This is a genomic window from Psychrobacter sp. Sarcosine-3u-12 (assembly GCF_002836005.1).
Lineage (GTDB): Bacteria > Pseudomonadota > Gammaproteobacteria > Pseudomonadales > Moraxellaceae > Psychrobacter > Psychrobacter okhotskensis.
In genome coordinates this window covers 1-26319 of sequence record NZ_PJBY01000106.1, presented here as the reverse complement: position 1 = coordinate 26319, position 26319 = coordinate 1, and the positions used below count along the sequence as shown (strand labels likewise).

The 26319-nt window shown below is 43.3% G+C and carries 26 protein-coding genes; 18 read left to right on the top strand and 8 right to left on the bottom strand.

The window, feature by feature from the left end:
- Positions 1-193: 193 nt before the first annotated feature.
- The 5 genes from CXF65_RS11020 (at position 194) to CXF65_RS11000 (ending at position 4543) form a co-directional block, all read left to right on the top strand.
- On the top strand, positions 194-619 hold the full coding sequence (locus tag CXF65_RS11020; RefSeq protein ID WP_101212103.1) for a hypothetical protein: 426 nt from the start codon (positions 194-196) through the stop codon (positions 617-619).
- A 355-nt stretch (positions 620-974) separates the two neighbouring features.
- Positions 975-1187 (top strand): cold-shock protein, encoded by a 213-nt coding sequence (locus CXF65_RS11015; RefSeq protein ID WP_010196799.1) that lies wholly within the window; start codon positions 975-977, stop codon positions 1185-1187.
- A gap of 530 nt (positions 1188-1717) precedes the next feature.
- The gene (locus tag CXF65_RS11010) at positions 1718-2278 is read left to right on the top strand and encodes a DUF421 domain-containing protein (RefSeq protein WP_025652211.1); all 561 of its coding nucleotides are present in this window, start codon (positions 1718-1720) and stop codon (positions 2276-2278) included.
- A gap of 450 nt (positions 2279-2728) precedes the next feature.
- Positions 2729-3478 carry an electron transfer flavoprotein subunit beta/FixA family protein gene (locus CXF65_RS11005; protein WP_010196801.1) on the top strand — a complete coding sequence of 250 codons (750 nt, stop codon included), beginning with the start codon at positions 2729-2731 and terminating at the stop codon, positions 3476-3478.
- 132 nt (positions 3479-3610) lie between these two features.
- The gene (locus tag CXF65_RS11000) at positions 3611-4543 is read left to right on the top strand and encodes an electron transfer flavoprotein subunit alpha/FixB family protein (RefSeq protein WP_101212084.1); all 933 of its coding nucleotides are present in this window, start codon (positions 3611-3613) and stop codon (positions 4541-4543) included.
- A gap of 206 nt (positions 4544-4749) precedes the next feature.
- On the opposite strand, the gene CXF65_RS10995 is transcribed toward CXF65_RS11000, so the two are convergent.
- Together CXF65_RS10995 and CXF65_RS10990 are read right to left on the bottom strand one after the other, a co-directional pair.
- Entirely contained in the window at positions 4750-5544 is a 795-nt protein-coding gene (locus CXF65_RS10995; RefSeq protein WP_101212083.1) for a TrmH family RNA methyltransferase, read from the bottom strand.
- Positions 5545-5643: 99 nt separating this feature from the next.
- Positions 5644-6627: a class 1 fructose-bisphosphatase gene (locus tag CXF65_RS10990; protein ID WP_025652216.1), complete on the bottom strand. Its 984-nt coding sequence runs from the start codon at positions 6625-6627 to the stop codon at positions 5644-5646.
- A gap of 390 nt (positions 6628-7017) precedes the next feature.
- Between CXF65_RS10990 and CXF65_RS10985 the strand changes: the two genes are divergently transcribed.
- The 3 genes from CXF65_RS10985 to CXF65_RS10975 are packed head-to-tail and all read left to right on the top strand — an operon-like array spanning position 7018 to position 9903.
- Positions 7018-8091, top strand: a complete 1074-nt coding sequence (locus CXF65_RS10985) for an aspartate carbamoyltransferase catalytic subunit (RefSeq protein WP_101212082.1) — start codon at positions 7018-7020, stop codon at positions 8089-8091.
- Between the two features lie 59 nt (positions 8092-8150).
- On the top strand, positions 8151-9362 hold the full coding sequence (locus CXF65_RS10980) for a dihydroorotase (protein WP_198552002.1): 1212 nt from the start codon (positions 8151-8153) through the stop codon (positions 9360-9362).
- The gene (locus CXF65_RS10975) at positions 9355-9903 is read left to right on the top strand and encodes a DUF2127 domain-containing protein (RefSeq protein ID WP_101212081.1); all 549 of its coding nucleotides are present in this window, start codon (positions 9355-9357) and stop codon (positions 9901-9903) included. Before CXF65_RS10980 ends, CXF65_RS10975 begins: the two co-directional genes overlap by 8 nt.
- 216 nt (positions 9904-10119) lie before the next feature.
- Here the strand turns inward: CXF65_RS10975 and CXF65_RS10970 are convergent, their stop codons facing one another.
- From CXF65_RS10970 to CXF65_RS10960, 3 genes are all read right to left on the bottom strand, one after another.
- Positions 10120-11394, bottom strand: coding sequence for a cation:proton antiporter (locus CXF65_RS10970; protein WP_101212080.1), 1275 nt, complete (start codon positions 11392-11394; stop codon positions 10120-10122).
- Positions 11395-11511: 117 nt separating this feature from the next.
- Positions 11512-13134: a DUF2254 domain-containing protein gene (locus CXF65_RS10965; protein WP_101212079.1), complete on the bottom strand. Its 1623-nt coding sequence runs from the start codon at positions 13132-13134 to the stop codon at positions 11512-11514.
- Positions 13135-13251: 117 nt separating this feature from the next.
- Positions 13252-14805, bottom strand: coding sequence for a YihY/virulence factor BrkB family protein (locus tag CXF65_RS10960; protein WP_101212078.1), 1554 nt, complete (start codon positions 14803-14805; stop codon positions 13252-13254).
- 328 nt (positions 14806-15133) lie between these two features.
- Here CXF65_RS10960 and wrbA point away from each other — a divergent pair, with 328 nt between their 5' ends.
- Together wrbA and CXF65_RS10950 are read left to right on the top strand one after the other, a co-directional pair.
- Positions 15134-15751 (top strand): NAD(P)H:quinone oxidoreductase, encoded by a 618-nt coding sequence (gene wrbA, locus CXF65_RS10955; protein WP_101212077.1) that lies wholly within the window; start codon positions 15134-15136, stop codon positions 15749-15751.
- A 39-nt stretch (positions 15752-15790) separates the two neighbouring features.
- Positions 15791-16264 carry a hypothetical protein gene (locus CXF65_RS10950; RefSeq protein WP_101212076.1) on the top strand — a complete coding sequence of 158 codons (474 nt, stop codon included), beginning with the start codon at positions 15791-15793 and terminating at the stop codon, positions 16262-16264.
- Between the two features lie 104 nt (positions 16265-16368).
- Here the strand turns inward: CXF65_RS10950 and CXF65_RS10945 are convergent, their stop codons facing one another.
- Positions 16369-17139 (bottom strand): DUF3108 domain-containing protein, encoded by a 771-nt coding sequence (locus CXF65_RS10945; RefSeq protein ID WP_101212075.1) that lies wholly within the window; start codon positions 17137-17139, stop codon positions 16369-16371.
- A gap of 525 nt (positions 17140-17664) precedes the next feature.
- Here CXF65_RS10945 and CXF65_RS10940 point away from each other — a divergent pair.
- Both CXF65_RS10940 and groL read left to right on the top strand, forming a co-directional pair.
- Positions 17665-17958 (top strand): co-chaperone GroES, encoded by a 294-nt coding sequence (locus CXF65_RS10940; protein ID WP_025652227.1) that lies wholly within the window; start codon positions 17665-17667, stop codon positions 17956-17958.
- 110 nt (positions 17959-18068) lie between these two features.
- The gene (gene groL, locus CXF65_RS10935) at positions 18069-19715 is read left to right on the top strand and encodes a chaperonin GroEL (protein WP_101212074.1); all 1647 of its coding nucleotides are present in this window, start codon (positions 18069-18071) and stop codon (positions 19713-19715) included.
- 204 nt (positions 19716-19919) lie between these two features.
- Here the strand turns inward: groL and yaaA are convergent, their stop codons facing one another.
- A complete protein-coding gene (yaaA, locus tag CXF65_RS10930; RefSeq protein ID WP_101212073.1) occupies positions 19920-20732 on the bottom strand; it encodes a peroxide stress protein YaaA in 813 nt (270 codons plus the stop codon).
- 493 nt (positions 20733-21225) lie between these two features.
- Here yaaA and CXF65_RS10925 point away from each other — a divergent pair, with 493 nt between their 5' ends.
- The 6 genes from CXF65_RS10925 to CXF65_RS10900 all read left to right on the top strand — a co-directional run bounded on the left by CXF65_RS10925 (position 21226) and on the right by CXF65_RS10900 (position 25874).
- Complete coding sequence (locus CXF65_RS10925) at positions 21226-22383, top strand: NAD(P) transhydrogenase subunit alpha (protein WP_101212072.1); 1158 nt, start codon at positions 21226-21228, stop codon at positions 22381-22383.
- 74 nt (positions 22384-22457) lie between these two features.
- A complete protein-coding gene (locus CXF65_RS10920; protein WP_025652231.1) occupies positions 22458-22838 on the top strand; it encodes a proton-translocating transhydrogenase family protein in 381 nt (126 codons plus the stop codon).
- Positions 22835-24232: an NAD(P)(+) transhydrogenase (Re/Si-specific) subunit beta gene (locus CXF65_RS10915; RefSeq protein WP_101212071.1), complete on the top strand. Its 1398-nt coding sequence runs from the start codon at positions 22835-22837 to the stop codon at positions 24230-24232. Before CXF65_RS10920 ends, CXF65_RS10915 begins: the two co-directional genes overlap by 4 nt.
- Before the next feature lie 174 nt (positions 24233-24406).
- Positions 24407-24970: an acyl-CoA thioesterase gene (locus CXF65_RS10910; RefSeq protein WP_101212070.1), complete on the top strand. Its 564-nt coding sequence runs from the start codon at positions 24407-24409 to the stop codon at positions 24968-24970.
- A gap of 108 nt (positions 24971-25078) precedes the next feature.
- Entirely contained in the window at positions 25079-25288 is a 210-nt protein-coding gene (gene iscX, locus CXF65_RS10905; RefSeq protein ID WP_101212069.1) for a Fe-S cluster assembly protein IscX, read from the top strand.
- Between the two features lie 106 nt (positions 25289-25394).
- Positions 25395-25874 (top strand): GyrI-like domain-containing protein, encoded by a 480-nt coding sequence (locus CXF65_RS10900; RefSeq protein WP_101212068.1) that lies wholly within the window; start codon positions 25395-25397, stop codon positions 25872-25874.
- Positions 25875-25961: 87 nt separating this feature from the next.
- Here CXF65_RS10900 and CXF65_RS10895 read toward each other — a convergent pair.
- A partial coding sequence (locus tag CXF65_RS10895) for a hypothetical protein (protein ID WP_227523258.1) occupies positions 25962-26319 on the bottom strand: 358 nt, incomplete at its 5' end.

Genomic DNA, 26319 nt, shown 5'->3' with positions numbered 1-26319 from the left:
GTGTTATCAAGTGATAGCACGGGGTTTTTATTGCTATCAGCAGTGCGTGATGGTTCGATATTACCTTTCACTCATTATAGCGGTTGAAAACCAGTAACCCACACCCAATGTATGCAAGCGTCGGTTCAGTTACCTGACTATGTCGGTGACTATTTCTCTTCTTATTTTTTCCATAGATTACAGGTTGTATGTTGTGCAAATATCTTTTCCAGACTGGCTAACGCCGCAATTCGTGTATATTACTCTTAGTGCTGTCGTGGCTGTTTTGATTTGGATCGAAGGTGAGATGCTCAAAGGCACCGATGGCAAGCTGCCACAATCTAAGTTTTTTCAAATCAGCTCACTGCTAGACACTTCATGGTTTTTTATCTCTGTGGTAATGTTATATGTGATCGATCTAACGCCTTTGGCGGTTGCAGTGCCTGCCGCATACGGGATTTATACGGTGTTTGGTTGGGTTTACGGCACCAAATTGTTAAAGCGTAAAGGTATCCCAGACTCACCCAAAGATTTGGTCATACCAACTAAATATATCGCGTATAGCCAATCGTTTTCTTTAATATTTTTTGCCCTTTGCTTACTGGTGCTAACCTCGCCTTGGCTACCCTTGACCCAATAAATGTGCGCAAAAGATAGGGAGACTTAATTTTTATTATTAAATAGATGTCAAAAGAATATTGAAATTGAAAGTAATAAACAGGGTCTAGAAGAGATAACGAGCCATTAAAGTACGGTGCTAAATGGTGATTAAAGGCTTCTTATATTGTTTACAAAACTCTGTAATTTAATATGTTGCAGTCAAAAAAAACTGTTATAATCAAGCTGTACTCAATGGATTTGAGGCAAAAAACATAAGCTATCTTCTTGATATATTATGAGTTTGAGCCGCCGCATTCAGCAAAAGATCTAGAGTATATATCAATTAATCGGTGATGACACACGTCTCGCCAACAGTTAAAGAGTCAGGAAAATTTATGTCAGATAAAGTTGAAGGCACTGTAAAGTGGTTTAATGAAGCTAAAGGTTTTGGTTTTATCGCTCAAGACAATGGCGGACAAGACGTATTCGCTCACTACAGCGCTATCCAAGGTGGTGGTTTCAAAACCCTAGCTGAAGGCCAAAAAGTATCTTTCATCTTAGGTGATGGCAAAAAAGGCCCACAAGCTGAGCAAATCGAAGCCATCTAATTTTAACGGCTGTTGAGTATCACTGTTAACAGTATTCTCGGCAATGTTAATCTTAATAAGATGTACAGATTTCTTTGTTTGTTAAAAAAATAAAAATACTGTTTAGACTTTAAAAAAAAGCAACCTCTCATCAGGTTGCTTTTTTTATACCATTTATTTCACATCGCAAATAGTGTCTGTTGAACATTCAAATATTAGGACTGCTGATTGCTAAAATCGTCCCAAACTAGGCGTAAACCGACGATAATGTCGAGACCTTAGCTAGGTTTACAACAACGTTTGGGGTGATTTTAGTATCAGCCTTTCAGGGCAGGGCTATTTTTTGCCAATACATGGCGAAATTATCTAACCTAGAATGACTAGGCGTCAAAAATTTCACTGCGTATTGTCTAAAAAATAGCCACTGCCAGTGCCACATTTGAATGTTCAACAGACCCTAATAGTCGTTAAATATTAGCAGTTTAAGCAGTCGATGATTCCAGATAATGTAATGTATTGACGTAATAAAAATGTAAGCAAGAGAGTGGTCTATGAAGTGGCAGACATGGTTTTCGATTGAGTGGCAGCAAGTGCTGGGTATTTCATTATCAGCGCTTGGGTTTTATTTAGGCTTAATGCTATTTACACGATTAATGGGGCTACGAAGTTTTTCTAAGCTCTCGAGCCATGATTTTGCCATGACAGTTGGTATTGGTAGCATACTGGCCTCAACAGTATTGTCTGATAGTCCGTCTTTGTTACAAGGCTTGTTCGCCGTTGCTGTGCTATTTGTGATTCAAGGGGTTATCTCAATTATCAGACGTAAAGTCAAACCGTTGAAATCCTTGATTGACAATCAGGCCATCATATTAATGGCGCATGGGGAATATTTTTCGGATAATTTAAAAGAAGCAAACCTGAGCACCAGTGATGTGCAAGAAGTACTACGCAAAAATGGACTCAAATCTAAGAGCGAAGTCTTTGCAGTAATTATGGAAACAACAGGGGACATGAGTGTCATTAAAAATGATAACACCCCTCCTGACTGGTCGCTGTTTGATGATATTCGTGACAGTCATTTATTAATTAAGCCTGATAACAGCCTTTCATAAGATATTTTGGACGTAAAAAGCTTTAACGTGAGTAATAATAACAAAACGTTAAATAAATAAGGCGTTGATAATGCTATAAAGGGCAAAAGGTTAAGCACCTTATTAGGATAAAACCGTGAAATAATAGGTCTATAAACTATTTTTTAAACAATAGTGACAAATTTATGACGCATTATTCACGGCACTTCCTTGACCTTAAGGCGCTGCTCGCGCAAGATAGATAGGTCTGATAATAACGGTTGGCTTAGCTTTAACAGGTTTGTAAGTAAGAAATAACAGACTAATACATTTTTGATATCGGTTTGGTGTTTCTAACTAAGAATTTGCTGTTAAGCTAGTAACAACCTTGAGTAGCATTTTGAACGACGATTTGAACCACAGTTTAAAAGATGAACCTTTGGTTCTTAACTGACAATTTTTTAATTCATAACATTAATAAACGAGGAACGTATGAAAGCATTAGTAGCGGTCAAGCGTGTCATTGATTATAACGTAAAAGTTCGTGTAAAAGCTGATAACTCTGGCGTGGATCTATCTAACACCAAGATGTCAATCAACCCTTTTGATGAAATTGCAGTAGAAGAAGCCGTTCGTCTAAAAGAAGCGGGTGTGATTGACGAAATCATTGTTGCGTCTATTGGTCCAAAAGAGTCACAAGAGCAAATCCGTGCAGCGCTAGCATTGGGTGCTGATCGTGGTGTTTTAGTATTGACTGACGCCAAGCCTTATCCACTGCAAATCGCTAAGATTCTGAAAAGCATTGCTGAGTCTGAATCTACAGATATTATCCTATTGGGTAAGCAAGCGATTGATGACGACAACAACCAAACTGGTCAGATGCTAGCCGCATTGATGGGTATTGGTCAGGGTACGTTTGCCTCAGAAGTGAAAGTTGAAGGCGATAAAGTCAACGTCACACGTGAAATCGATGGTGGTTTACAAACGCTTGCACTTGACTTGCCAGCGGTGATTACGACTGATTTGCGCTTGAATGAGCCACGTTATGCCAAACTGCCTAACATCATGAAAGCGAAGAAAAAGCCACTTGATGAAAAAACGCCAGCTGATTTTGGTGTTGATATGGCTTCTAAGCAAGAAATTATTAAAGTTGTGCCACCTGCTGAACGTAAAGCTGGTATTACAGTGAAGTCAGTTGATGAATTGGTCGATAAGCTAAGAAACGAAGCAAAAGTAATCTAGTACTTTGTTATAGCGTATTCTGCGTAAAACTATCATAACGCGGCTCACGTATTTAAAAGCTAAGCGTATGCATAATTTTATGAACAGATGACCACATGAATAGATGATACGAACAAATAAAGGATAAAAACAATGGCAATTTTGGTATATGCAGAACATGACAATGCCAGTCTAAAAAAGGCAACTTTAAACACTATCGCTGCTGCTAAACAAATGGGTAGTGATGTCCATGTATTGGTCGCTGGTAGTGGTGCACAAGCAGTTGCTGATGAAGCCGCTAAAGCTGAAGGCGTATCTAAAGTATTGCTAGCAGACAACGCAGCTTATGAGCATCAATTGGCGGGTAACGTTGCGTTGCTCGTTGCGGATGTCGCTAAAGACTACAGCCATATCATCGCACCAGCAACAACGACTGGTAAGAACTTTATGCCACGTGTTGCAGCATTACTTGATGTTAGCATGTTGTCAGAAGTTTCTGCTGTCGTAGATGCTCAAACGTTTGAGCGTCCTATCTATGCAGGTAACGCGACGGCAACAGTTAAAACTTCAGAAGACAAAGTAGTGTTGACTGTACGTACTACTGCATTTGATCCAGTGGCGAGTGAAGGTGGATCAGCAGCTGTTGAGACTATCGACAATGTACAAGAGACTGGTAAAGCAAGCTTCGTTAATGAAGAGATGGCCAAATCGGATCGTCCAGAGTTAACGTCAGCAAGTATCGTTGTATCTGGTGGTCGTGCATTAGCAAATGGTGAGAACTTCACTAAATATATTGAACCATTGGCTGACAAATTGGGCGCTGCTGTTGGTGCATCACGTGCTGCAGTAGATGCAGGCTATGTACCAAACGATATGCAGGTTGGTCAAACAGGTAAAATTGTTGCACCAGACTTATATATCGCAGCAGGTATCTCAGGCGCGATTCAGCATTTAGCGGGTATGAAAGATTCTAAAGTTATCGTTGCTATCAACAATGACCCAGAAGCACCTATCGCGAGCGTTGCTGATTACTTCCTAGAAGCGGATTTGTTTGAAGCGCTACCTGAGTTAACTAGCAAGGTTTAATATATAGTCACAGAACTGCTAAACGGCTACGGCGTTACCCTCCTTAGATGTACGACTTGTACAATTTGCAGTCGGCTGCCTTGTATCCGTTTTAGATTTCTTGGACTATATCAGTAGTAGACAAATAATAAAAAACCCACTATTAAATGATAGTGGGTTTTTTTGTACTTTACAGAAAGGTTTTTATTTGCAGTTATAAACCAAAGCTAAGCGTAATTTCTTTGACGCAAGGTTTCATATAGACATAACGAACCTGCAATCGCTACGTTTAGGCTTTCTTGACCGTTTGGCTGTGGTAGAGCAATAGGGGTGGCACACTGCATCAGTTCATCACAAACGCCTTGTCCCTCATGACCCAGAATCCAAGCGATTGGTTCTTTTAAGTCATGTTGGTAAATTACTGTATCGGTATGTGAGCTGGTTGCTAATAGGGGTACTTGGACATAATCTAATATATCTTGCACGCTGAGACCTTCATAGATAGTTAGGGCAAACTGCGCACCCATACCTGCTCTTAGCGTCTTAGGAGACCATGCTTGTGCTGTGGCATCGGTACAGAGTATGTTCTTGATGCCAACTGCTGCTGCAGTGCGTAGTAAAGTACCAACATTACCACTATCCTGGACATCATTAAGGATCAGGCAATCATCATTAATTATCGTTAAGCCATGGATTGGTATATTGATAAGCGCCATGATGTCGATACCCGTACCCAAGCTACGAATACTCTCATATAGCGAGTCTGATAACGTTAAGATAGGCGTATAAGTCGGCAGACGAGTTAAAACCTGCTGAACCTCAGAGTTATTATGGGCAGATTCGGCTAGCAAAATTTGGGTAAACGGGTAGTCACTACGCAGAGCCGCATCAATGAGATGAATCCCTTCAATGACAGTCTGACCTTGTTTTTTACGCTGGCGTGCCTGCGCCAATAGTGCCTTTACCAGCTTGACCGTCGTATTCTTATCTGAGGTAATCAGCTCGGTGGGATTTGCTACCATAATGGATCGCTTAAAAAATATAGAGAATTTGAACCATCAGTATAAAACCATATAATTAATAAAGTTTGTACTGATGGCTATCAGATTGATTCGGCTAATTTATTGACCAGCATGCTTTACATGTAAGTCTTTAATGTAGGCCACTTCGTTTTTGCTACCAAGTACCACTGGGACACGCTGATGAATATCTGTCGGTTCAATATCCAGAATGCGATTAACCGCATCCGTTGCACCGCCACCCGCCCGCTCAATCAATAAACTCATCGGGTTAGCTTCGTACATTAAGCGCAATTTGCCTGCTTTATTGGCATACTTGGTGTCAAATGGATAAGTGAAGAGCCCACCGCGACATAAGATACGGTGCACGTCACCAACCATGGCGGCAACCCAGCGGGTATTGAAGTCGCGACCACGCACACCAGCTTCGCCAGCGATTAATTCATCGATATACTGCTGCATCGGTGCGCGCCAATAGCGATAGTTTGAGGCATTGATAGCATATTCACTGGTATCGGCATTGATTTGGACATTGTCTTCAATCAGTATATAGTCATTAGTATCGGGATCTAAGCTAAACATAACGACGTTATTTGCGATGGTCAGCGCTAGTACAGTGGAGGTGCCATATAATAAATAGCCAGCTGCTAGCTGCTGATTGCCCGCTTGTAAGAAGTCGCTATTTTCACTGAGTTGACCTTGGCGCTGGTAGGGGAGAATAGAGAAAATAGTGCCAACCGCCATATTAATATCGATATTTGATGAACCATCTAGAGGATCGAACAAGACCAAGAGGCTGCCATCGGCATTGGCGGGAGTCGCATCATCAAGCTCCTCTGAAGCAACCCCTGCGCAATGAGTATTTTTTGCCAAAGCATCTAACAATAAATCATTGGCCAATACGTCTAGCTTCTTTTGCTCTTCGCCTTGGACGTTTTGATTGCCGGCTTCACCCAAAATATCTGCTAACGCCCCTTTTCTAAGTAACTGCGAAATGGTTTTGCCAACGCCTGTGACCGTCGTAATGACGTCGTTCAGTGCAGGACTGTTCGCATTGGTGTTTAAATAATGTGCTAAGGTCGTCATGAGGCTTCCTAATAAATGGCATGAAAAATTGAGAAAAGATAAGCGTTAAAGGAATTTAACAGGTAGTACGAGCTACTCTCTGAACAAGTAAATCTTCAAATAGGTGGCATAGCGTCTTTGTCCTGACCACAAAATCAGCTACACTATCGCTATTATTATTTATTGATAGTTTTACAATGCTGGTTTTCTATTGTGGTGGGTACCGGTCTATGCCTATTATTTAATAGGGTAGCTGAGTGAGTTTTATATCGCTTATATGATTACAGTAAATTGTAGCAAATAAGCGTCTAAATGTCCCCGTATCTGTGCGTATCCGCTATAAATCAACAAACAAAGATGAATAAACCCGTTATTATTGACTCTATAAACCAACGATAAAGACTTGCCATTATGTCAAATTCTACTGATAGCAGTGCAGCCCATAGCATCTCACCGACAGATTATGCCAAATTCGATCCCGATACCATTCATCAAAAATTGAATACCTCATTGAGTCGTCCACAGCTTAATGTAGATGGTGGTATCCGGCATTTTTTGGGCGTGGAAGGGTTAAATAAAGCACAGTTACAGGCAATTATTGCCAAAGCTGAGACATTTTTTGATAATAATGGACAATTGATCAATCGTCCTGAGCTGGAAGGCTACACGGTGATGAATCTGTTTTTTGAGCCTTCCACTCGTACGCGCACAACCTTTGAAGTGGCTGAAAAACGTCTGGGTGCCAATGTGCTGAATATCGATATCGAGCGCTCTAGTACCAAAAAAGGCGAGAGCTTGCGCGATACCTTGTGGAATCTGCAAGCCATGACGGCGGATATCTTTGTCGTACGCCACTCTGCCTCAGGCGCTGCCCATTTTATGGCGACGGAAGTCACACCTGATATCGCTATCATCAATGGTGGCGATGGCTGGCACGCGCATCCAACCCAAGGGATGCTTGATATGCTCACCATTCACCGCGAAGCGCCGCGCCCCTTTGAAGCGCTGTCGGTTGCGATTGTTGGGGACATTAAGCACTCACGCGTCGCGCGCTCAGATATCAGTGCCTTGCAAACGTTAGGTGTCAAAGATATTCGTGTCTGTGCGCCACGTACTTTGTTGCCTAAAGGCATTGAGCGTTTTGGCGTACAAGTTTATGAAAATATGAATGAATGCGTGACCGACTGCGATGTCATTATGGGTTTGAGAATACAAAACGAGCGTATCGGCTCGCCGCTGCTAGCATCATCGAATGAATACTATAAGCACTATGGTATTACCCCAGAGCGTGTAGCTTTAGCCAAGCCTGATGCGTTGGTGATGCACCCAGGTCCGATGAATCGCGGTGTTGAGATTGCCTCTAGCGTTGCTGATGGTGCCCAATCTGTGATTCTAAAGCAGGTTAATAACGGTATTGCGATTCGTATGGCAGTATTGTCACTCGCGATGGAAGGTCAACGCGCTCATCAAGCAGCTGGTAAATAATAGCTGCTGCACTGTCTTATTCTCACTTATTTCATTTTATTGATACGGTAATAACGCTCATGTCCACTATGCTTAATACTGATGCCCCGCTAATCGATCATCTTCCTGATACCTTTAAGGCATCACTTTCAAATACTGTGAAAGCCAAACTGGCCAGTCTTGAAGCTGGATGCGAGATGTGGTTGCTGCCACCGTTGGTTGACTTGTGCGCCCGTCTACGTGAACCAGGACAACAGCAACATGGCACGTTAGAGTCAGAAGGGCGTGCAGCCCGTGCCAATGGGTTTTTGCATGTGGTTATCCCACCCGATACCAATCCTATTTTAGAAAACGGTTCACTGTTGAAAGGTTTGCGTGAGCGCGCGCTTGAAGATGGCGGTATTTATTTACATATCTTGGGTGCATTAACCGCAGGTTTGGAAGGAGAGCGTCCGTCCAATATTGCGGGACTCAAAAAAGGGGGCTGTATTGCCGTCTCTAATGCGCGCCGACCTTTTGCCAATGATTTGGTATTACTGCGTACCTTAGAATATGCCGCGACTTTTGGGATGAAGGTATTCTTTTATCCTGATGAACCAAGTCTCTCGGGAGATGGGGTAGCGCATGAGGGTTATATTGCCTCTTATCACGGACTACAAGGTATACCGTGGATTGCTGAAACCGTTGCCTTGTCTACACAGCTATTGATGGTAGAAGAAACGGGGATTGCTGCGCATTTTAGTCAATTGTCTTGCAAGTCTTCGATAGAGCTGATGCGCTGGGCGAAAGACAAAGGCTTGCCAGTGACTTGTGATGTAGCTATGCATCAGTTGTATTTAACCGATGACAATTTAGAAGGTTTTAATGCTCAAGCCTACGTGTTACCGCCACTACGCAGTAATACCGATCAGCAAGCTATCCGTCGCGGGCTCAAAGATGGCACTATTGATGCTATTTGTAGTCATCATGAACCTTTGAATAGTACTGCTAAAAAAGCACCGTTTGCCGATTGTACGCCTGGCATCTCAAACTTTGATACTTTTATGGCGCTGGCATGTCAACTGGTCAATGATGACGTACTTACTTTAGTGCAGCTAGTCGATAAAATCTGTCTGAACCCTGCAAAAATCGCTGGTATTAATACGCAATACGAAAATGCAGGCGGTGCCGTTTTGGTCGATCCGAATATTGAGTGGCAAGTCACGGCGCAATCAATGCTATCCAATGGTAAAAACACGCCATTCTTTAACCAGCAACTGCACGGGCGCGTCGTGGAGACGTTCTTTGGCTAATTTGCCCCAACGGGATGAGCCTTTAGAGCCATCCTCGAAGGGTAGCCGTCATGCAAGGCTCGGTCGGGATAATAGGCTACGCGGTGAATCTAGCGAGTCGATCAAAGCGGTGGCCGTCTATGAAGTGGCTAAAGGCATTGGCGCGCTACTCGGGGCAGGCGCGTTATGGCTATGGCATACCGACCTTGAGCGTTGGCTTGCCACCGCCACAGCAACCTGGCAGCAGAACTTTGGTCATCTTCTTGCACCGCAAGTAGAGAGTACGGTACGAATTGCCCAACAAGCCAGTAAAAACTGGCCTCTATTTTTATTACTGATATTTATTTATGCAGCGATACGCTTTATTGAGGCTTATGGCTTGTGGCAAGATAAAACATGGGCGTATTGGTTTAGTGTCATCGGTTATGGAATATTTATTCCCATAGAGTTATATTATCTGCTTGCTCGTCCGTTTGATTGGTTTAAACTGGCTATTTTTGTTTTAAATATTATCATCGTTATTGTGGTATACCGTAATATGAAGCAAAAAGGTCTAATATAAAGTTTTATAGTCAGAGCACTTTTAAACCTCTACAGTGTTACCCGTCCTAGATGTACTTAGTGTACTATCTGCGGTCGGTCGCCTTGTAGCGATTCTGAAATTCCTTGACTATAGATACTGATTAAAAAACCCAGCATAAAGTTAATCGCTTGTGCTGGGTTTTTGTTATCCGCAAGCTTTTATAATTGATAGCTTTATTGTTTATAGTTTTACTTTTTATAGCTCAACTGTTTTCTCTTCAGTGCGAATGCTTCTAGCGACTTTACCGACGCTCAGGCCTTGCACTAAAATAGAGAAAATTACGACTGCATAAGTAAGCGCCAATAAAATGTCGCGCTCTGTGCCCATAGGCAATTGCAGTACTAGGGCGACTGAGATACCACCGCGTAATCCGCCCCATGTCAGCACCTTCCACGCACCCGTTGGCAAGTTAAGTTGACGACTGAACGTCTTGGTTGTCATACCAACCACCATCAATCTTGCTAGTAGGGCGATGATAATAGTCAGACCGCCTGCGATAAATAAGTTACCCGAATAAGCGATTATCACTACTTCAAGACCAATCAAAACAAATAAAATGGCGTTGAGAATCTCGTCTATTAACTCCCAAAATAAATCAATATAATGGCGAGTCTTATCACTCATTGCCAGCTCACGCCCACGGTTGCCGACCATTAAGCCCATCATTACCATAGCGAGTGGTCCTGATAGATGCCAATGGCTGGCCAGCGCGTAGCCGCCTATGACGCCCGCTAACGTTAACAAAACCTCTTCTTGATAGCTATCAATGCTCTTTAGTAAATAATACAAAATAGCACCTAGCACCAAGCCAAAGACAACACCGCCACCAGCCTCGACAGCCAAGGTATGTGCCACATAATTGACCGTTGGAATATCACCGCTAGATAAAATGCCAAGCAACAAGACAAAAATAACAACGCCGATACCATCGTTGAATAAGGACTCGCCAGCGATGACCGTTTCGATACTTTTTGGCGCGCCAGCTGATGCCAGAATACCCATCACGGCAATCGGATCAGTCGGTGATATCAAAGCACCAAATAATAAACACCACAGAAAAGGCAAACCAAAATCAAATAGCGGCAGCATAAAGTAGAGGGCAGTAGCAATAAGCAATGCTGACACTATCGTGCCAAGACCGGCAAGGATACCAATAGGTAGCTTGTAACGTTTTAAATCACTAATATTGACGTGCAGCGCCCCTGCAAACAGCAGCATAGAGAGCATGCCATCGAGCAATACTTCCGTAAAATCAAGCTGCTCTAAGAGGCTGACTTCATAATCAATGAGCTGATCAAAGCCTAAAAACCCCAAAAATATCGCGCCGATAGACAAAAGAATGGAGATGACCATGACGCCAATGGTGGTGGGTAACCCGACGAAGCGATGATTGACATAGGTCAACAAAGCAGTAATTGATAAAAAAATCGCGCTGATTTCAAGGATGGTCAGACTGGTAGTAGATGCCATGAAAGAAGTCTCAGGTGAATATAAAAGTATCTCTAAGCCAAAAGCTTATGAGCGTGTTATAAATAGGAGGTTTGTTCTTATTTTACTAATATTTGGTATTGCTAATAACTCAGATCGCTAGCTTGATTCTGTCTGTAACGCTTTATCGATGTGGGCGGCAAACTCACTCATGTATGCAAAATATTGATGGGTAGCATCGTCATTAAGAATAAATTGCTTTGCCTGCTGACACATGGCTTTTAAATCGTTGACCAACTCGCTATAGCTCAGATTTTCCTCGCCTGCACGCGCCACCAAGCTCAGCTCATGCAGTAAGGTTTGTTGCTGTGCGCCATTCACGCGCGCGTAGTTAAGGTCGACCATCGCCTGACAGAGTGCTTTTAATACCATCAGGTCAGCCGTCGCGTAACGGCGTATCTCGCCAAGCGAAGTATCAATAAAGTCCGATATCTTGGGTGTATGAGTGACAACAGCCAAGATAGACACTCGCTGCTGCGGCACAAAATTTTCAGAGGTTTCGTCGTTATCTTGCGTTGGTGAGTAAAAATGGTATGGACTTGGTGGCTGACGGCGCATCATGGTACTTATGCAAGTAGTCAATGATTGCACGCAATTGACAGCCGTTTTAGGATCGTTGATACCAGGAGACAGCGCCCGTACCGCTATCTCAGTCATTTGTCCTAGGCTATACGCGATGTCATTAGAGTGCGTCACCCGTTGCTCAAGGCGTATGCAAGTGGCAAAGCGCTGCCAAAATATGCCGTCGGGTGCACGCGGTATCACCGCAAGATGGTTTATCTTAGTCTTTTTCAGGTTGTTTGGATGGTCTGCTGGGCGCTGATAGAAATAGCCGATGACATTTTTATCAGTGACAAAATGGCCCAGATTGGTATGGAGTTGTACCACGCCACCGTAGTCTTGTGTCAAAGTAATCAGAGATTCTAAATAAATTTGTTGCAGGTAGCCGCAGCTTGGTGAGTAGATGGGTGTCGCTAACCAAGTGTGAAACTGCTCAACATCATGATGCTCGATATCACGCTGATGCTCGATATCGCAATGGTCGCCATACCAATAGTGAATGTTTTTAAGCGCATCGTTGCTGGCATTTTCAATGACATGCGATGCTTGAATGGCATGCACCATATGTTGCACGAAGTATACCAACAATAAGGCACAGATAATCGCCATAATAATGGCAAAGGTCACCGCCAACTGCGGCACACCAAAGTCAACGTCATACTTATGAATCGACTTTAAAACCAATAAGCTATAGCTAAAAGTACCGATAAACGCGCCTAAGACAAACTGATTCGGCGTATCTGTCAAAAAGTTACGTAATAATCGAGGGCCAAATTGTGAGGAGGCCATCGACAGTACGGCAATAGTAATCGAAAATGTAGTACCTGCGACGCCAAGTACTGCACCTGCAATCGCAGTCATAATTGCGCGCGCCGCATCATCATCACCAGTAAAGGCAAAACTCAGCTCCCTAACGGTTTCACGGTCAAAGTGCTCATCAATCGTGACTAAGATAGGGGCAAGTAAAATACCCGCAAGCACACAAGCGGTTGGGATAAACCAATAAGAGCCAATTAATTGCTCCCACAGGTTTTTCAAGCGATCAGGCAAGTCGGTTAGCGTCTTTAGCGACCATAACTGTGCGAGGTTTTTTAAGCCGTTCTGCCCTGTATCGACCGCGCGGGTAAAAAGAGTATTTTTAGTATGGTTGTCGGCTGCCATAAGTCTTAAGGTATCCAAAATAATAGTTATTCGACAATTAATAGATATTTATTAGCTAAGGCACATTAACCGCCATCACGCTCACTAATAATTTTTACTACTTATTTATTAGTTTATTTATATTGCTTTTGGGTTGTCTGCTTCAGTAATGATAGCGCTTTTACCGCCACGTCTATCAGTGTCAAGGGCTGCTGGTTGTTCGTCGGTATCTTTAGGAATCACAATTTCGTGGTTATGATTGTCGCAGTCTAGATCGCTGTCTTTATCATAAGCCGCAGGGTCAAAATGCGGGGCATCATGATGAATGCCTGAGTCGTCTTTGGCTAATTGCTGAGTTGAAGTAGTCATCGTTTTTCTAAACAGTTTGTTTTTATTCTGCGAGTGAGCGCTGGCTTTGTCATTTGCTGACTTTTTGCGCGGCTCACTGTTGGTAAAGATAGTGCCCAATGGCAAGTTCAGCTGCTGTTTGGCAAACGCTTCAGTATTCTCAAAGCGAGCCACCAATAAGCTTAGCCAAGGCTTTTGATCTTCTTGATTCATCTCATCCAGCTCATCCTTGATGGGTAGCGGATAAGGCAGCGTGCGATAAAAATCCCATAACGTCATGTTGCTCAAGTCTCTTTTGAGTACATAGTCATCATCTTCGGTCATGGTAATGAGATTGCAGTCCTGCAGATAATTAATGTAGGTATACCATTTCGGTAGCTCTTTGCGACCTAGCACATTACGCAGCGCTTGTTCGCTGACCGCTTCACCCTCTAAGTGATGGATATACACGAGATTCAACATGTCTAGCAAGCTAAGTAGTGGATGGCGCGGGTAGACTTCCTCAGTTTCAAAAATCGTCAAGGTATAGCTAATCTCGACCCCTAATAAAATTAAGTTCCAAGACAAATAGATCCATAATAAAAAGATAGGTAGCGCGGCAAAGGCACCATAAATAGCCTCGTAGCTGGTAAAGTTGGCCATTACCGTACCAAAAAGATGTTTCATCAGCTCAAAAACAATGGCGACAAAGATACCAGCAATCGCTGCATTTTTCGCTGGCACGCGGGCTTTTGGGATAAACCAATACATTCCTATAAAGCCAGCAATGGTTATGCCAATTGAGACGGCTTGTACCCAAAAAGACCAATCAATACCATAACCTGCAATTTGGCGGTTTAAGAAGCTCAGGCTTTGCACGGCACTTGAGGCGATAAAGGCTGTACCCAAAACCAGCGGCCCCATAGTAACGATGGTCCAATAGCGCAGCATGCTTTTGATGCCACCTGAACGATTTTCTACCCGCCAAATTTGGTTAAAAGCACGCTCAATGGTTGTCAAGGTCATGATGGTGGTAAAAAACAACACCATCGCACCAATGATAGTCAGATTAGATGATTTTTCAGCGAAGCTATTAATGTACTCACTGACTTGCATGCTCGATTGCGGCAGTAAGTTACTATAAATCACCTCATAAATCTGTGCTCTGACCGAAGCCAATGCTGGTACCGAGGACAGAATCATCAATAGCACCGTCAGTATCGGTACAATAGATAACATGGTGGTATAGGTAAGCGATGCTGCTTTTTGCTGGCAATTGTCTTCAAAAAAGTGCCGGGTTAAAAATCGTAAGAACTGAAACCAGCGTTGGTGTAAGAACGGGAGTTTTTTTAATAGGTTTTCCATGTCGACCATTTAGCAGCGATGAGAGTGACAATAGTGTAACAAAAATGAGTCGCAGGCATCTGCCAAATAATTGTGTCAAAATGCACAGCAGCAACCGTTACCGTGTTTGGCTCGCTATAATGTCAAGCAGGGTTTGTTTGCATGTCAGTCAATGACTCGGGCATAATGTGCACATACATTTTGCTGATAAATTCTGCAAAATGTATCGCAATGGCTGTGTAAAAATGAACAACCTGCTGGCATATTAAAACGCTGGTACACTGCCAATGCTATTAAAGATAATAATTGAAGACAATAACGTCGATGATTTTATGAGGAAGTTTTGCTAATGAGTCAGACCGCCCCTTATGTTTTGGTACTCTATTATTCTAGTTATGGTACGACTAAGACATTAGCATATGCGATTGCCCAAGGAATTGAAGATGCTGGCATAAGCGCGCGTATCCGCACTGTGCCTACCGTTGCCCCCGAAACCACGGCAAGCAAGCCTGCGATACCAGATGATGGTGATCTGTATTGCACCATGGATGATCTAAAGGACTGTAGCGGTCTGGCGCTTGGTAGCCCGACGCACTTTGGCAATATGGCCGCACCCATGAAATACTTTTGGGACAATACGGTCACCCTTTGGCTGGCAGGCAATCTACAAAACAAACCAGCTTCGGTATTTACGGCGACCGGCTCGATGCATGGCGGCCAAGAGACGACACTGCTGACCATGATGTTACCGTTGATGCATCATGGCATGATGATCGTAGGTATACCGTATGCAGAGCCCGCCCTCAATCGTACTAATCGCGGTGGTACGCCTTATGGCGTGAGTCATGTCAGCGGCGCGTTGCATGATCAACCGGTATCTGCTGATGAGCGTGAATTGGCGATCGCCCAAGGTCGTAGACTGGCTATCACAGCGACGGCTTTAGCACAGGCTAACTTTGGTCGCTAAGCTGCATTGATATATTGCTGATAAGGAAAAACCTTTCTAATGGCTACTAACCGCTCTAAGAACAAGGCCAATGCCCCAGTAGAGAATACTGCTGACACTGGCAAGCCTATTGCACCGATGCGCCAACGCTTGCTGCTAACGTGGTTAGTTTGGGTGGCATATCGGTTGCTGGCTTTGCCGATTATGATCAGTGTTTTTAATCCGACTAGCCCCGATATCATTGGTGGTATCGCTTGGCAAGCGCTGTGGTTGATTCCTGCCTTTATCCTGACACCAGTGATATTACGTGGTCGCTCGCCCTATATGTTATTGATTGGCAGTATGCTGACCCTAGTATATTTAGGGGCGAGTGGAGTCGTGTTATTCACCCGCGTCTATGGCAGCAGTATGATTGAAATTATGGTTTATTTGCTTGATTTCGTGCTGTTGTTCTTGATTAATACTTGGTTGTTTTTACTGCTCAAACGTCTGCCTTCGATGAATAACGTGGTTAAGCAGCCTCGTTCTCGCTAGTCGTTCTTTATCAATTTGAGACATCCATTTAATCCCATAAAAAAGCGGTGCTCCATGCAGAGCGCCGCTTTTTTTGTGTTAATTATTTATTGTGAAATAAGTAATTAGTTAGCTTTGGTCAACTCTAAATCCATCTTTTTACCATCGTTGATTTGGCTTACTTTTACTGGTAGATAATCTAAGCTTGGTGCGAGCCAAAAACTGGTAGAGCGGCTGTTGTCATCATGGATGCGATCGACACGCACGGTATCAAAGGTACCGGCTGGCACGGTGATTTTGGTATTGCCAGATTTTTTAAAGGGTGTTTTCTCAATTTTATCTTTCTTTGCCATATAGTAATTGCCCGAGAACTTACCGTTTAATAAGTCTTGGCGAATTTGCACCTCAAGGCTTAAATCATCAAAAGCTTGCTGCGCCATATTTAGGGTTGTTGATTTGCCTTTATAGTTACTGACGACTTTTTTACTGCTTGGGTTAAAGTCTAATTTATGCGTACGCCCAATTCCTAAAAGTTTATAAGTGGTACTGGCTTGAGTTGGAATGACATTATTACCATTGATGGTAAAGGTACTATTTTGTGCGGCGCTTGCGACACCGGCTACCCGTGCATTGACATTATATTTCCACGTATTGCCTGATTTATTAAGCGTGCGAGTAGCCGTGCCTTTGTATTTGTCTTCTACCGTAAAGCTATAATTGGCGCTTGATGGTTGAATGGTTTTTGCGCTGGCAAGGGTAGGGGCAGTCATACTCAAAGCTCCGATGGCAGCAATACTAGCGCCCGTGGTTAAGGCGGTTAAGAATTTAGATTTACTGCGCGTTGTATTATTAGCGTTAACGATTGATGGTTTTTGATTGATTGATAAAAAACTCATGGATATTCCTTAATTTCTATCTGTAGGATGGTTTATAACTATTATTATGTTATTAAGCACTATAATGGTCATACTCTGTTACATTTTCAAGGGTCACCGCAGAGTCAGACGTGTGGCTCTTGTAGCCGATGTTACTGACAGTTGACCTTATTACTAAGAGTAACTTACTGTGAGCACCTTACTATAAAGCACTTTAGAATAGGCAAAAACGGCTCTGACTTTGCTTATTATGGCAACTCGTTAAAGCTTCTATGACGGGTTATCGTTTTTATATTGAGGTCTTTATTTTAGGGCGCTTTGAGCGATTCTTGGTTATTCGTAGATAAATGCGCTACTAACTCAAAAATTCTTGTAAATTTTTGGCGTTTACACTTGAACCGAACTCACCTTGCCCCCACTTTTTGAAACAAGCTCAACACTTATCCTTATTATGCTGTTTAAAAAAATAGCGTTTGAAGATATAAGTATTGAGACACTCAAACCAAATAAACTTTTAATTCAAACAACCAACTTATTGGAGACATATTGATGAATATTCGTCCTTTACATGATCGTATTGTTGTCCGCCGCATAGAAGAAGAAACCAAAACGGCCGGTGGTATCTTGTTACCTGGTTCTGCTCAAGAAAAGCCTTCACAAGGTGAAGTGCTAGCCACTGGCAACGGTCAGATTCGTGACAACGGTGAAACTCGCGCGTTAGATGTAAAAGCTGGCGACAAAGTCTTGTTCGGTCAATATGCTGGTCAAACCGTGAAAGTTGACGGCGAAGAACTACTTATTATGAAAGAATCTGATGTATTGGGTGTGCTAGAAGGCTAGTCCTTTTTGAGTATGTTTATACTCAGCGCATTTAAGACAATTGTTCTTAACAATACTGTATCGACTCATTCAATTGTATTTCTATACTTATAATAATGGAGTAATTTAACATGGCTAAAGACGTAAAATTCGGCATAGATGCCCGTAAACAAATGATGGACGGCGTAAACGTCCTAGCAAACGCAGTACGTGTAACCTTAGGCCCTAAAGGTCGTAATGTGGTGATCGATAAATCTTTCGGCGCACCTACCATCACTAAAGATGGTGTATCGGTTGCCAAAGAAATCGAGCTTGAAAACAAATTTGAAAACATGGGCGCTCAATTAGTCCGTGAAGTCGCTAGCCGCACCAACGATGTCGCTGGTGATGGTACAACGACTGCGACCGTATTGGCTCAGTCAATCTTGCAAGAAGGCATGAAGTCTGTTGCTGCCGGCATGAACCCAATGGATCTTAAGCGCGGTATCGATAAAGCGGTTCGCGCTGCTGTTGAGCAAATCCATTTGCTATCAACCCCAGCTGACGATTCAAAAGCAATTGCTCAAGTAGGCTCTATTTCTGCCAACTCAGACACTAAAATTGGTGAATTGATTGCTCAAGCGATGGAAAAAGTCGGTAAGCAAGGCGTCATCACTGTTGAAGAAGGTTCAAGCTTTGAAGATACCTTAGAAGTTGTGGAAGGTATGCAGTTCGACCGTGGCTATATCAGCCCGTACTTTGCGAATAAGCAAGACAGCTTAACCGCTGAGTTTGAAAACCCATACATCTTGCTTGTTGACAAAAAAATCAGCAACATTCGTGAGATCGTGCCATTACTTGAGCAAGTCATGCAGCAAAGCAAGCCATTGCTAATCATTGCTGAAGACGTAGAAAACGAAGCATTAGCAACTCTAGTTGTGAACAATATGCGTGGCGGTTTAAAAACTTGTGCAGTTAAAGCACCAGGTTTTGGCGATCGTCGTAAAGCTATGCTAGAAGATATCGCCACGCTAACTGGCGGTACGGTTATCTCTGAAGAGATTGGTCTGAGCCTTGAGACTGCTACTCTAGAGCAATTGGGCACGGCTAAGAAAGTCACTGTCGGTAAAGAAAACACCGTTATCGTTGATGGCGCTGGTAACAAAGCTGACATCGAAAACCGTGTGGAGTCTATCAAACGTCAAGTAGAAGAATCAACGTCTGACTACGACAAAGAAAAGCTACAAGAGCGTATGGCAAAACTTGCTGGCGGCGTTGCCGTTATCAAAGTGGGCGCTGCGACTGAAACTGAAATGAAAGAGAAGAAAGATCGCGTTGATGATGCGCTACATGCGACTCGTGCAGCGGTCGAAGAAGGCGTTGTTCCTGGCGGCGGTGTTGCCCTAGTTCGTGCAATGAATGCATTGTCTGAGCTACGTGGTGATAACGACGATCAAAACGCGGGTATCAATATCTTACGCCGCGCAATGGAAGCCCCATTACGTCAAATCGTGACCAACTCAGGCGAAGAAGCGTCAGTGGTTGTGAACGAAGTGAAGAGCGGTAGCGGTAACTACGGTTACAACGCAGCTTCTGGCGAATACGGTGATATGCTAGACATGGGTATCCTAGATCCAGCGAAAGTTGCTCGTTCAGCACTAGAAAACGCGGCATCTGTTGCCGGTCTTATGCTTACGACTGAAGTCATGATTACTGAACTTGCTCAAGGTGATGATGGTATGGCTGGCATGGGCGCTGGTGGAATGGGCGGTATGGGTGGAATGGGCGGCATGATGTAACTCTACTTCTGCTACAAAGCGATTTCTCTTTGTTAGACGCGCTTAATTTACAATAGGTACTATTTTCGTGCGTCATCTGCGACAAATCGCTTTTCGCTAGAAGTATGACTTTGTCATAAAGTCTATTTAACCTAGTTCAAATAAAACCCCGATAGGCTTTGGCTTATCAGGGTTTTTTTATGCAAATTGGAGGGCTTTTAAAAACTATTGACTTACTTCATCTCGTCTAAACGTCCAAGTCTTATCGTCAGACAGCTCATCGACATAATAATAGCCCGCCAAATCAAATTGCTTAAGCTGCTCAGCATTGGTCAGTTTGTTATCTGCCGCATACTTCACCATCAGACCACGGGCTTTTTTGGCATAAAAGCTAATCACTTTATAGTGACCATTTTTCTCGTCTTCAAATCGTGGTGTGATAATTTCAGCATTTAGCGCCTTTTTTTTCACCGCTTTAAAATACTCATTGGAAGCCAAATTAATCAATACTTTGTCATCGCTATCAGCCATACGCGCATTGATGGTATCAGTAACTTCCTCGCCCCAAAACTCATATAAATTATCACCGCGCTCGTTTTTTAGTTTAATGCCCATCTCTAAGCGATATGGTTGAATCAAATCGAGAGGTTTCAATACCCCATAAAGCCCCGACAAAATACCTAGATGTTCATTGACATAAATGGCGGTATTTTTATCCATATGATACATATCAAGGCCCGTATAGACATCGCCATCAAATAAATAACCAGCCGGTTTAGCGGTATTACCAGACGCGTCATCGGTAAAGGGCTTGTCTTTGCTCCAACTCCATTGTTGGTTGCGCTCAGCATTTAGCTGGGCCAAATCGTCGGAGATGCTCATCAGCTCTTGCAAATCAATCGGCTCTTTCGATTTTAATGTTTTCATTAGCGCCTGTGAGTGCTCAATCAGCTCAGGCTGACTATGGTAGTTACCTAAGTTGACTGGCACCGCGTCTTTCTCATTGAGAGATTTGGCAGGGGAGAGTACAAAATACATAGTTATTCCTTATTATAGTGAATCCATGATCAATCTATGATGACCAACCTATTAAGGTGTCAAGCTTTCTCATTATACGATATACACAGGTTTAACTTGACTTACTCGGCACAGTTTTGTGTTTTTTAAGCTATACTGGCAGCTCGCAAGTATTCTATAGGTCGCAGTTAGTTCCCTCAGCCTATATATCATAAGGTCTAACGAGTTCTTTAAAAAGTAAAATTTTTTAATATAACAATAAAAGTTATGCAGATGGTGTAAATGCCTAACTTTTTATTTTACTTGTGGGTCATCATTAGGCAATGAAAGTTAGCGGACGTTATCTCTATAATAAAAAAGCATGATGGCAAATTCGCTATCATTTATTAAATTGATAATCTTTGGTGGTTAATGTTAAACCAATAGTGACCAAAGGTTTTTTTGTCCCCTGTGCTTTTTAAATGTGCGTTGAGGGTATTAAAGGTAGTCATTAAGACGTAAGTAAGGAGACGGTATGAAAATCGGTGTAATCAGTGCAGATATCGCGAGCGAGAGTCGCGTAGCGCTAACCCCAGACGCGGTCAAAAAATTGCGTAAGCTTGGGTTTGAAGTCGTCATACAGTCAGGTGCAGGTCAAGCAGCATATTATGCTGATGAGTTGTATCAGGCTGCTGGTGCCGATATTGCCAATAGCAGCGCCGAGGTAGTCACCCAGTCTCAGATTATTACCACGGTGAATGACTTGCCTGCTGCGGTGACAGAGAGCCTAACAACGGGTCAGATCGTCGTTGGTATGCTCGACCCCTATCGTAATAGCCAGCTAGATACTTATGCGGCTAAAGGCGTTACTACCTTTGCCATGGAGCTATTACCACGCACCTTGTCGCGCGCACAAAATATGGATGTATTGTCTTCACAAGCCAACCTTGCTGGTTATAAAGCAGTACTACTAGCTGCCAACGAATATTCGCGTCCGTTCCCGATGTTTATGACCTCAGCCGGTACGGTTAAACCTGCCAAAGTCGTCATTTTAGGTGTCGGTGTTGCAGGTTTGCAAGCCATTGCAACGGCGAAGCGTTTAGGCGCCGTCGTTGAAGCCAGTGATTTACGTCCGACCGCTCGCGAGCAAGTAGAGTCATTGGGGGGTAAATGGCTTGATGTGCCGATGAGTGCAGAGGAAGCTGAGACAGCTAAGTCCACAGGCGGCTATGCGTGGACACCATCGGAGCAATATGTCAAAGACCAAGCAGCAGTGGTTGACAAAGCATTAAGCAATGCTGATATTGTCATCACGACTGCGCAAATTCCTGGTCGTAACGCACCACGCTTGGTGCACGGAGCCACGCTTGCCAAAATGAAAGCCGGTTCAGTGCTGATCGATATGGCAGCTGGCACGGGCGGCAACGTCGAAGGCAGTGTGCCTGATGAAACCATCACCACGGCCAATGGCGTGCGTATTGTTGGGGCGGCCAACATCCCATCGCAACTGGCAGCACAGTCTTCAGATTTATATGCCAATAACCTTGTTAACTTTATCACAACCTTAATTGCTCCTGCCGCTACAGATGACGCTCCAGCAACTAAACTGGCACTGAACTTAGATATGGAAGATGAGATTCAGGGCGCACTGGCAGTGACGCATGAGAGTCAGGTACGCCTCGCTAAGCGCTAGGTTTTAACCGCCTGTCACTTCACTATTTGTCACCATACATTTGCCAGACACGAATAAATTTTTAGGAGGATTAGATGATTGCCACTGTTTTAGCTGCAGCGCCAGCCGGTGCGGCCATGAGTAGCACACCATTTGTAGCGATTTTTACCGTATTTGTGCTCGCTATTTTTGTCGGATATTACGTCGTTTGGGGCGTCACGCCTGCATTGCACACGCCATTAATGGCAGTGACCAATGCTTTATCTAGTATTGTCATCGTTGGTGCGATGCTACAGACTGTCAATATTGACGGCGCTATGTTTACCCCAACCAGTTTGCTAGGTGCGTTTGCCGTATTTTTAGCCAGCATTAACATATTTGGTGGTTTTGCCGTGACTGAGCGTATGCTTGCAATGTTTAAACCCAAAGCAAAAAAAGCCCCAGTGGTAACGACTGAAAGCGGAGGCGACGCATGAGTGATTTAACAAGTATGATTGCAGCCAATGCTGACTGGTTTTATCTAATCGGTGCCATTCTTTTTGTCTTGACCTTACGTGGTCTATCTAGCCCAAAAACCGCCATTCGTGGTAACCGTTTTGGTATGGTGGCCATGGCGATTGCCGTTGCAACGACATTCTTCTTAGCGGAAGGCCCTGTGCTTTGGTTGATTGTTGGTGCCATGGTGTTAGGTGCTATCGTCGGTATGTGGAAGGCAAAAACGGTCGCAATGACTCAGATGCCAGAAACGGTTGCTTTAATGCATTCATTCGTTGGTTTGGCAGCTGTTGCCATTGCTCTAGCAACGGTACTTCATACTGAACAACAACATGGTACGGTTGCCCGTTTAGAATTGTTCATCGGTTGCTTTATTGGTGCGATTACTTTCTCAGCGTCTGTCTTCGCCTTTGGTAAATTGGCAGCGAAGAGTTGGGCCAAAACATTGGTCGGCGGTTGGGTCAAACCCGTGCAAGCTATCTTGTTCATTGCGATGATTGGCTTTGGTATCGTCTACTTTATGACTGATTCATTGCCTGCTTTCTACGCGATGGCAGTACTGGCGGTGGTATTCGGTTGGATGTGGATTGCCCCAATCGGTGGCGGCGACATGCCAGTCGTTGTGTCTTTACTGAACTCGTTCTCTGGTTGGGCGGCGGCCGGTATTGGTTTTACCCTTGGCAACTCGATGCTCATTATCGCCGGTTCGCTCGTTGGTTCGTCAGGTGCAATCTTGTCTTATATCATGTGTAAAGCCATGAACCGCTCATTACTTAACGTATTGTTCGGTGGAATGGGTACGGCAGCTGTGGCAGCAGGTGGCGATGATGGTGCACCAAAGAATTATAAAGCTGGTTCAGCAGAAGATGCTGGCTTCTTGATGGCCAATGCCAGCAACGTGGTGATCGTACCGGGTTATGGTATGGCGCAAGGCCGTGCACAGAATGCGGTAAAAGAGCTATATGAGCTATTAAAAGAAGAAGGTGTCAATGTTCGCTTTGCGATTCATCCGGTCGCTGGTCGTATGCCAGGACACATGAACGTGCTATTGGCTGAAGCGGATGTGCCGTACGATGACATCCTTGAGATGGATGAGATCAACTCAGACTTCGCCAGTACGGATGTGGTCTTGGTCATCGGTGCCAATGACGTGGTCAACCCTTCTGCAAAAGAGGATCCAACCTCACCTATCTTTGGTATGCCCATCTTGGAAGTGACCAAAGCTCAAACAGTGATGGTTATCAAACGTTCGATGAGCACGGGTTATGCAGGGCTTGATAACAGCTTGTTCTACATGGACAAAACTATGATGATCTTTGGTGATGCCAAGAAAATGGTAGAAGAGATGGTACGTAGTATCAATGGTGCTCATTAATCGCTAGAATCGGTTTTTGAATACGAGCTTTCAAATATAAGATTTCAAATAAAAAAGTCACTGAGGTGGCTTTTTTTGCGTTAAGGTAGGCAGCATTTATACTCAATCATTGTTTATACCAAGTACATTTATACAAAATAGGTTTGTACAAAATAAAAGTTAAGAGGGTTATTTATGAATATGTTGATACGCTTTTTTATTATGGTCAGTTTGCTAAAACAACAACTCAATCAGCAATCAGTGAGCGAGCGCCTGAGTATTGAATCCTTGACTGCACCGACGATTCGGCATTATCGAGTATTGCCACATGACATGGGCTTTCGGGATCATCTACCCAATTATCGCTACTTGTCTTTTATTGAGCTGAACGTTACCCGTTGGCTAATGGCATGCTGTCATCAAAAAGGTATTAAAAATTTAGCTTGGGTCATCGCCATGCAAGAGATGGTCTATCTTAAAGAGATTAAGTTTCTTAGTAAGTTGACAGTCAATAGCGTGCTGGTCGGTTGGGATAAAAAATATATCTATTTTGAAACGCGTTTCTTTGTAAAAAACCAGTTGATGGGCGTTGGTATGACTAAGTTTGTATTGACCAATAAAAAAGGGAAATGTGCGCCTGAGGTATTGGATATGACAGGGGAGCGGATGACCGAGGTGATTACGACGTGGAATAAGCACCAAGTGGCGATTAAGTCTACCAAATCTGCTGAGTCGTCGAAAGTAACAGAGAGTGCTTAACGAACTTGCCTATAATCATAGGACGAATTTTGATAGGATAGGGGCTATTAAATCAACCGTTAATTCGATCACATTTTTTATTAAAATTATAAAAGTTAAGGAGCCACTATGATCCCGCAAAAACTAAAATGGACTGACAGCTTAGATATCGCTATCGAGCTTTACGAAAAATTCCCAGAGACTGATCCACAGTACATACGTTTTACTGATTTGCATCGCTGGGTGACCGAGCTTGAAGGCTTTGATGATGATCCAAAAAAATCCAATGAAGGCATCTTAGAAGCCATTCAGATGAATTGGATTGATGAAGCGGATTAGACGAACGCTGCAACGTTAAGCAAGTGATTTAAGTATGGCTTTAGATAGTAGAGTTTTAACTTTATCTCAAATAAAAATCGAATAAATACACAGCATAGGCGATATCATGACTTCACAAGTTAAAGAGCTGTCCGACGCGATAGTTTGCAAAGGCATCAGTGCTCGTACCACTAATAATGCTGAAATCAGCCATGACACGGCCAAATTGGGTCGATTATGGCAAAAGTTTTATCAGAACCATATGAAAAGCCTTTCTAAAGGTGAAGATATTTATGGCGTCTTTCATAACTACGAGAGCGATGATTTAGTGGGCGCTTTTGATGTTGTGGCGAGCTGGAAAGCCGACGGTGACGATACGACTAATGCGAGCGATGTGGTCACAGTGAATATTCCTGCCGGAAAATATTTGGTATTTTCAGAAAAAGGCAATATGCCTAACACTGTGATGAATGCATGGGAAAAGGCTTGGGAGTACTTTAATAATCCAAGCTTTGAGCATACACGCACTTATAAGGTCGATTTTGAGCATTATATTGGCGGTAATTTAGAGTATGGGCAGGTAGATCTCTATATTGGTATTGAGTAGAGTCGCAACTCTATCACGCAATATTGTATGCGATGTAGGGTGGGTTAGCTCAATCGTAACCCACCAATTAGCATAAAAATGTAATCATCAAAGCGGCTTAATACTCACACTCTTTTTAAACACGGTGACATTAAAACTCGTTAGCTGTTTTAACTCTCTTTCTAAATTTTCAAAATCAGACTTAGTCAGTTTTTTGGGATAGTAGCTAATTGAGAGGCTAAGCTCTGAATCACCTGAGTAACCGACAGATTGCAATTTAGCGCCATGCATTTCTACAATGCGTGTAACTTCGTTAACATGTTCGTCATTATAAATCGAAAAATCTGCTACCTGAGCTTGGTTAATTGCTGATAGCTCTAAAGTTTCCAAGCTTCCCATCGCATCGATGACCCTACTGTCTAAAATGTTTATTACGATAGGTGCTCCTACCAACTTTGATAATGTT

Excerpts from the sequence above, each read along its gene's own strand:
- CXF65_RS10910 (WP_101212070.1), top strand. The coding sequence starts at position 24,407 with ATGAATATGTTGATACGCTTTTTTATTATGGTCAGTTTGCTAAAACAA.
- groL (WP_101212074.1), top strand. The coding sequence starts at position 18,069 with ATGGCTAAAGACGTAAAATTCGGCATAGATGCCCGTAAACAAATGATG.
- CXF65_RS10900 (WP_101212068.1), top strand. The coding sequence starts at position 25,395 with ATGACTTCACAAGTTAAAGAGCTGTCCGACGCGATAGTTTGCAAAGGC.
- CXF65_RS11015 (WP_010196799.1), top strand. The coding sequence starts at position 975 with ATGTCAGATAAAGTTGAAGGCACTGTAAAGTGGTTTAATGAAGCTAAA.
- iscX (WP_101212069.1), top strand. The coding sequence starts at position 25,079 with ATGATCCCGCAAAAACTAAAATGGACTGACAGCTTAGATATCGCTATC.
- CXF65_RS10995 (WP_101212083.1), bottom strand. The coding sequence starts at position 5,544 with ATGGTAGCAAATCCCACCGAGCTGATTACCTCAGATAAGAATACGACG.
- CXF65_RS10985 (WP_101212082.1), top strand. The coding sequence starts at position 7,018 with ATGTCAAATTCTACTGATAGCAGTGCAGCCCATAGCATCTCACCGACA.
- CXF65_RS10915 (WP_101212071.1), top strand. The coding sequence starts at position 22,835 with ATGAGTGATTTAACAAGTATGATTGCAGCCAATGCTGACTGGTTTTAT.
- yaaA (WP_101212073.1), bottom strand. The coding sequence starts at position 20,732 with ATGTATTTTGTACTCTCCCCTGCCAAATCTCTCAATGAGAAAGACGCG.
- CXF65_RS10920 (WP_025652231.1), top strand. The coding sequence starts at position 22,458 with ATGATTGCCACTGTTTTAGCTGCAGCGCCAGCCGGTGCGGCCATGAGT.
- CXF65_RS11005 (WP_010196801.1), top strand. The coding sequence starts at position 2,729 with ATGAAAGCATTAGTAGCGGTCAAGCGTGTCATTGATTATAACGTAAAA.
- CXF65_RS10950 (WP_101212076.1), top strand. The coding sequence starts at position 15,791 with ATGGCTACTAACCGCTCTAAGAACAAGGCCAATGCCCCAGTAGAGAAT.
- wrbA (WP_101212077.1), top strand. The coding sequence starts at position 15,134 with ATGAGTCAGACCGCCCCTTATGTTTTGGTACTCTATTATTCTAGTTAT.
- CXF65_RS10980 (WP_198552002.1), top strand. The coding sequence starts at position 8,151 with ATGTCCACTATGCTTAATACTGATGCCCCGCTAATCGATCATCTTCCT.
- CXF65_RS10965 (WP_101212079.1), bottom strand. The coding sequence starts at position 13,134 with ATGGCAGCCGACAACCATACTAAAAATACTCTTTTTACCCGCGCGGTC.
- CXF65_RS11000 (WP_101212084.1), top strand. The coding sequence starts at position 3,611 with ATGGCAATTTTGGTATATGCAGAACATGACAATGCCAGTCTAAAAAAG.
- CXF65_RS10925 (WP_101212072.1), top strand. The coding sequence starts at position 21,226 with ATGAAAATCGGTGTAATCAGTGCAGATATCGCGAGCGAGAGTCGCGTA.
- CXF65_RS10970 (WP_101212080.1), bottom strand. The coding sequence starts at position 11,394 with ATGGCATCTACTACCAGTCTGACCATCCTTGAAATCAGCGCGATTTTT.
- CXF65_RS11010 (WP_025652211.1), top strand. The coding sequence starts at position 1,718 with ATGAAGTGGCAGACATGGTTTTCGATTGAGTGGCAGCAAGTGCTGGGT.
- CXF65_RS10945 (WP_101212075.1), bottom strand. The coding sequence starts at position 17,139 with ATGAGTTTTTTATCAATCAATCAAAAACCATCAATCGTTAACGCTAAT.
- CXF65_RS10990 (WP_025652216.1), bottom strand. The coding sequence starts at position 6,627 with ATGACGACCTTAGCACATTATTTAAACACCAATGCGAACAGTCCTGCA.
- CXF65_RS10960 (WP_101212078.1), bottom strand. The coding sequence starts at position 14,805 with ATGGAAAACCTATTAAAAAAACTCCCGTTCTTACACCAACGCTGGTTT.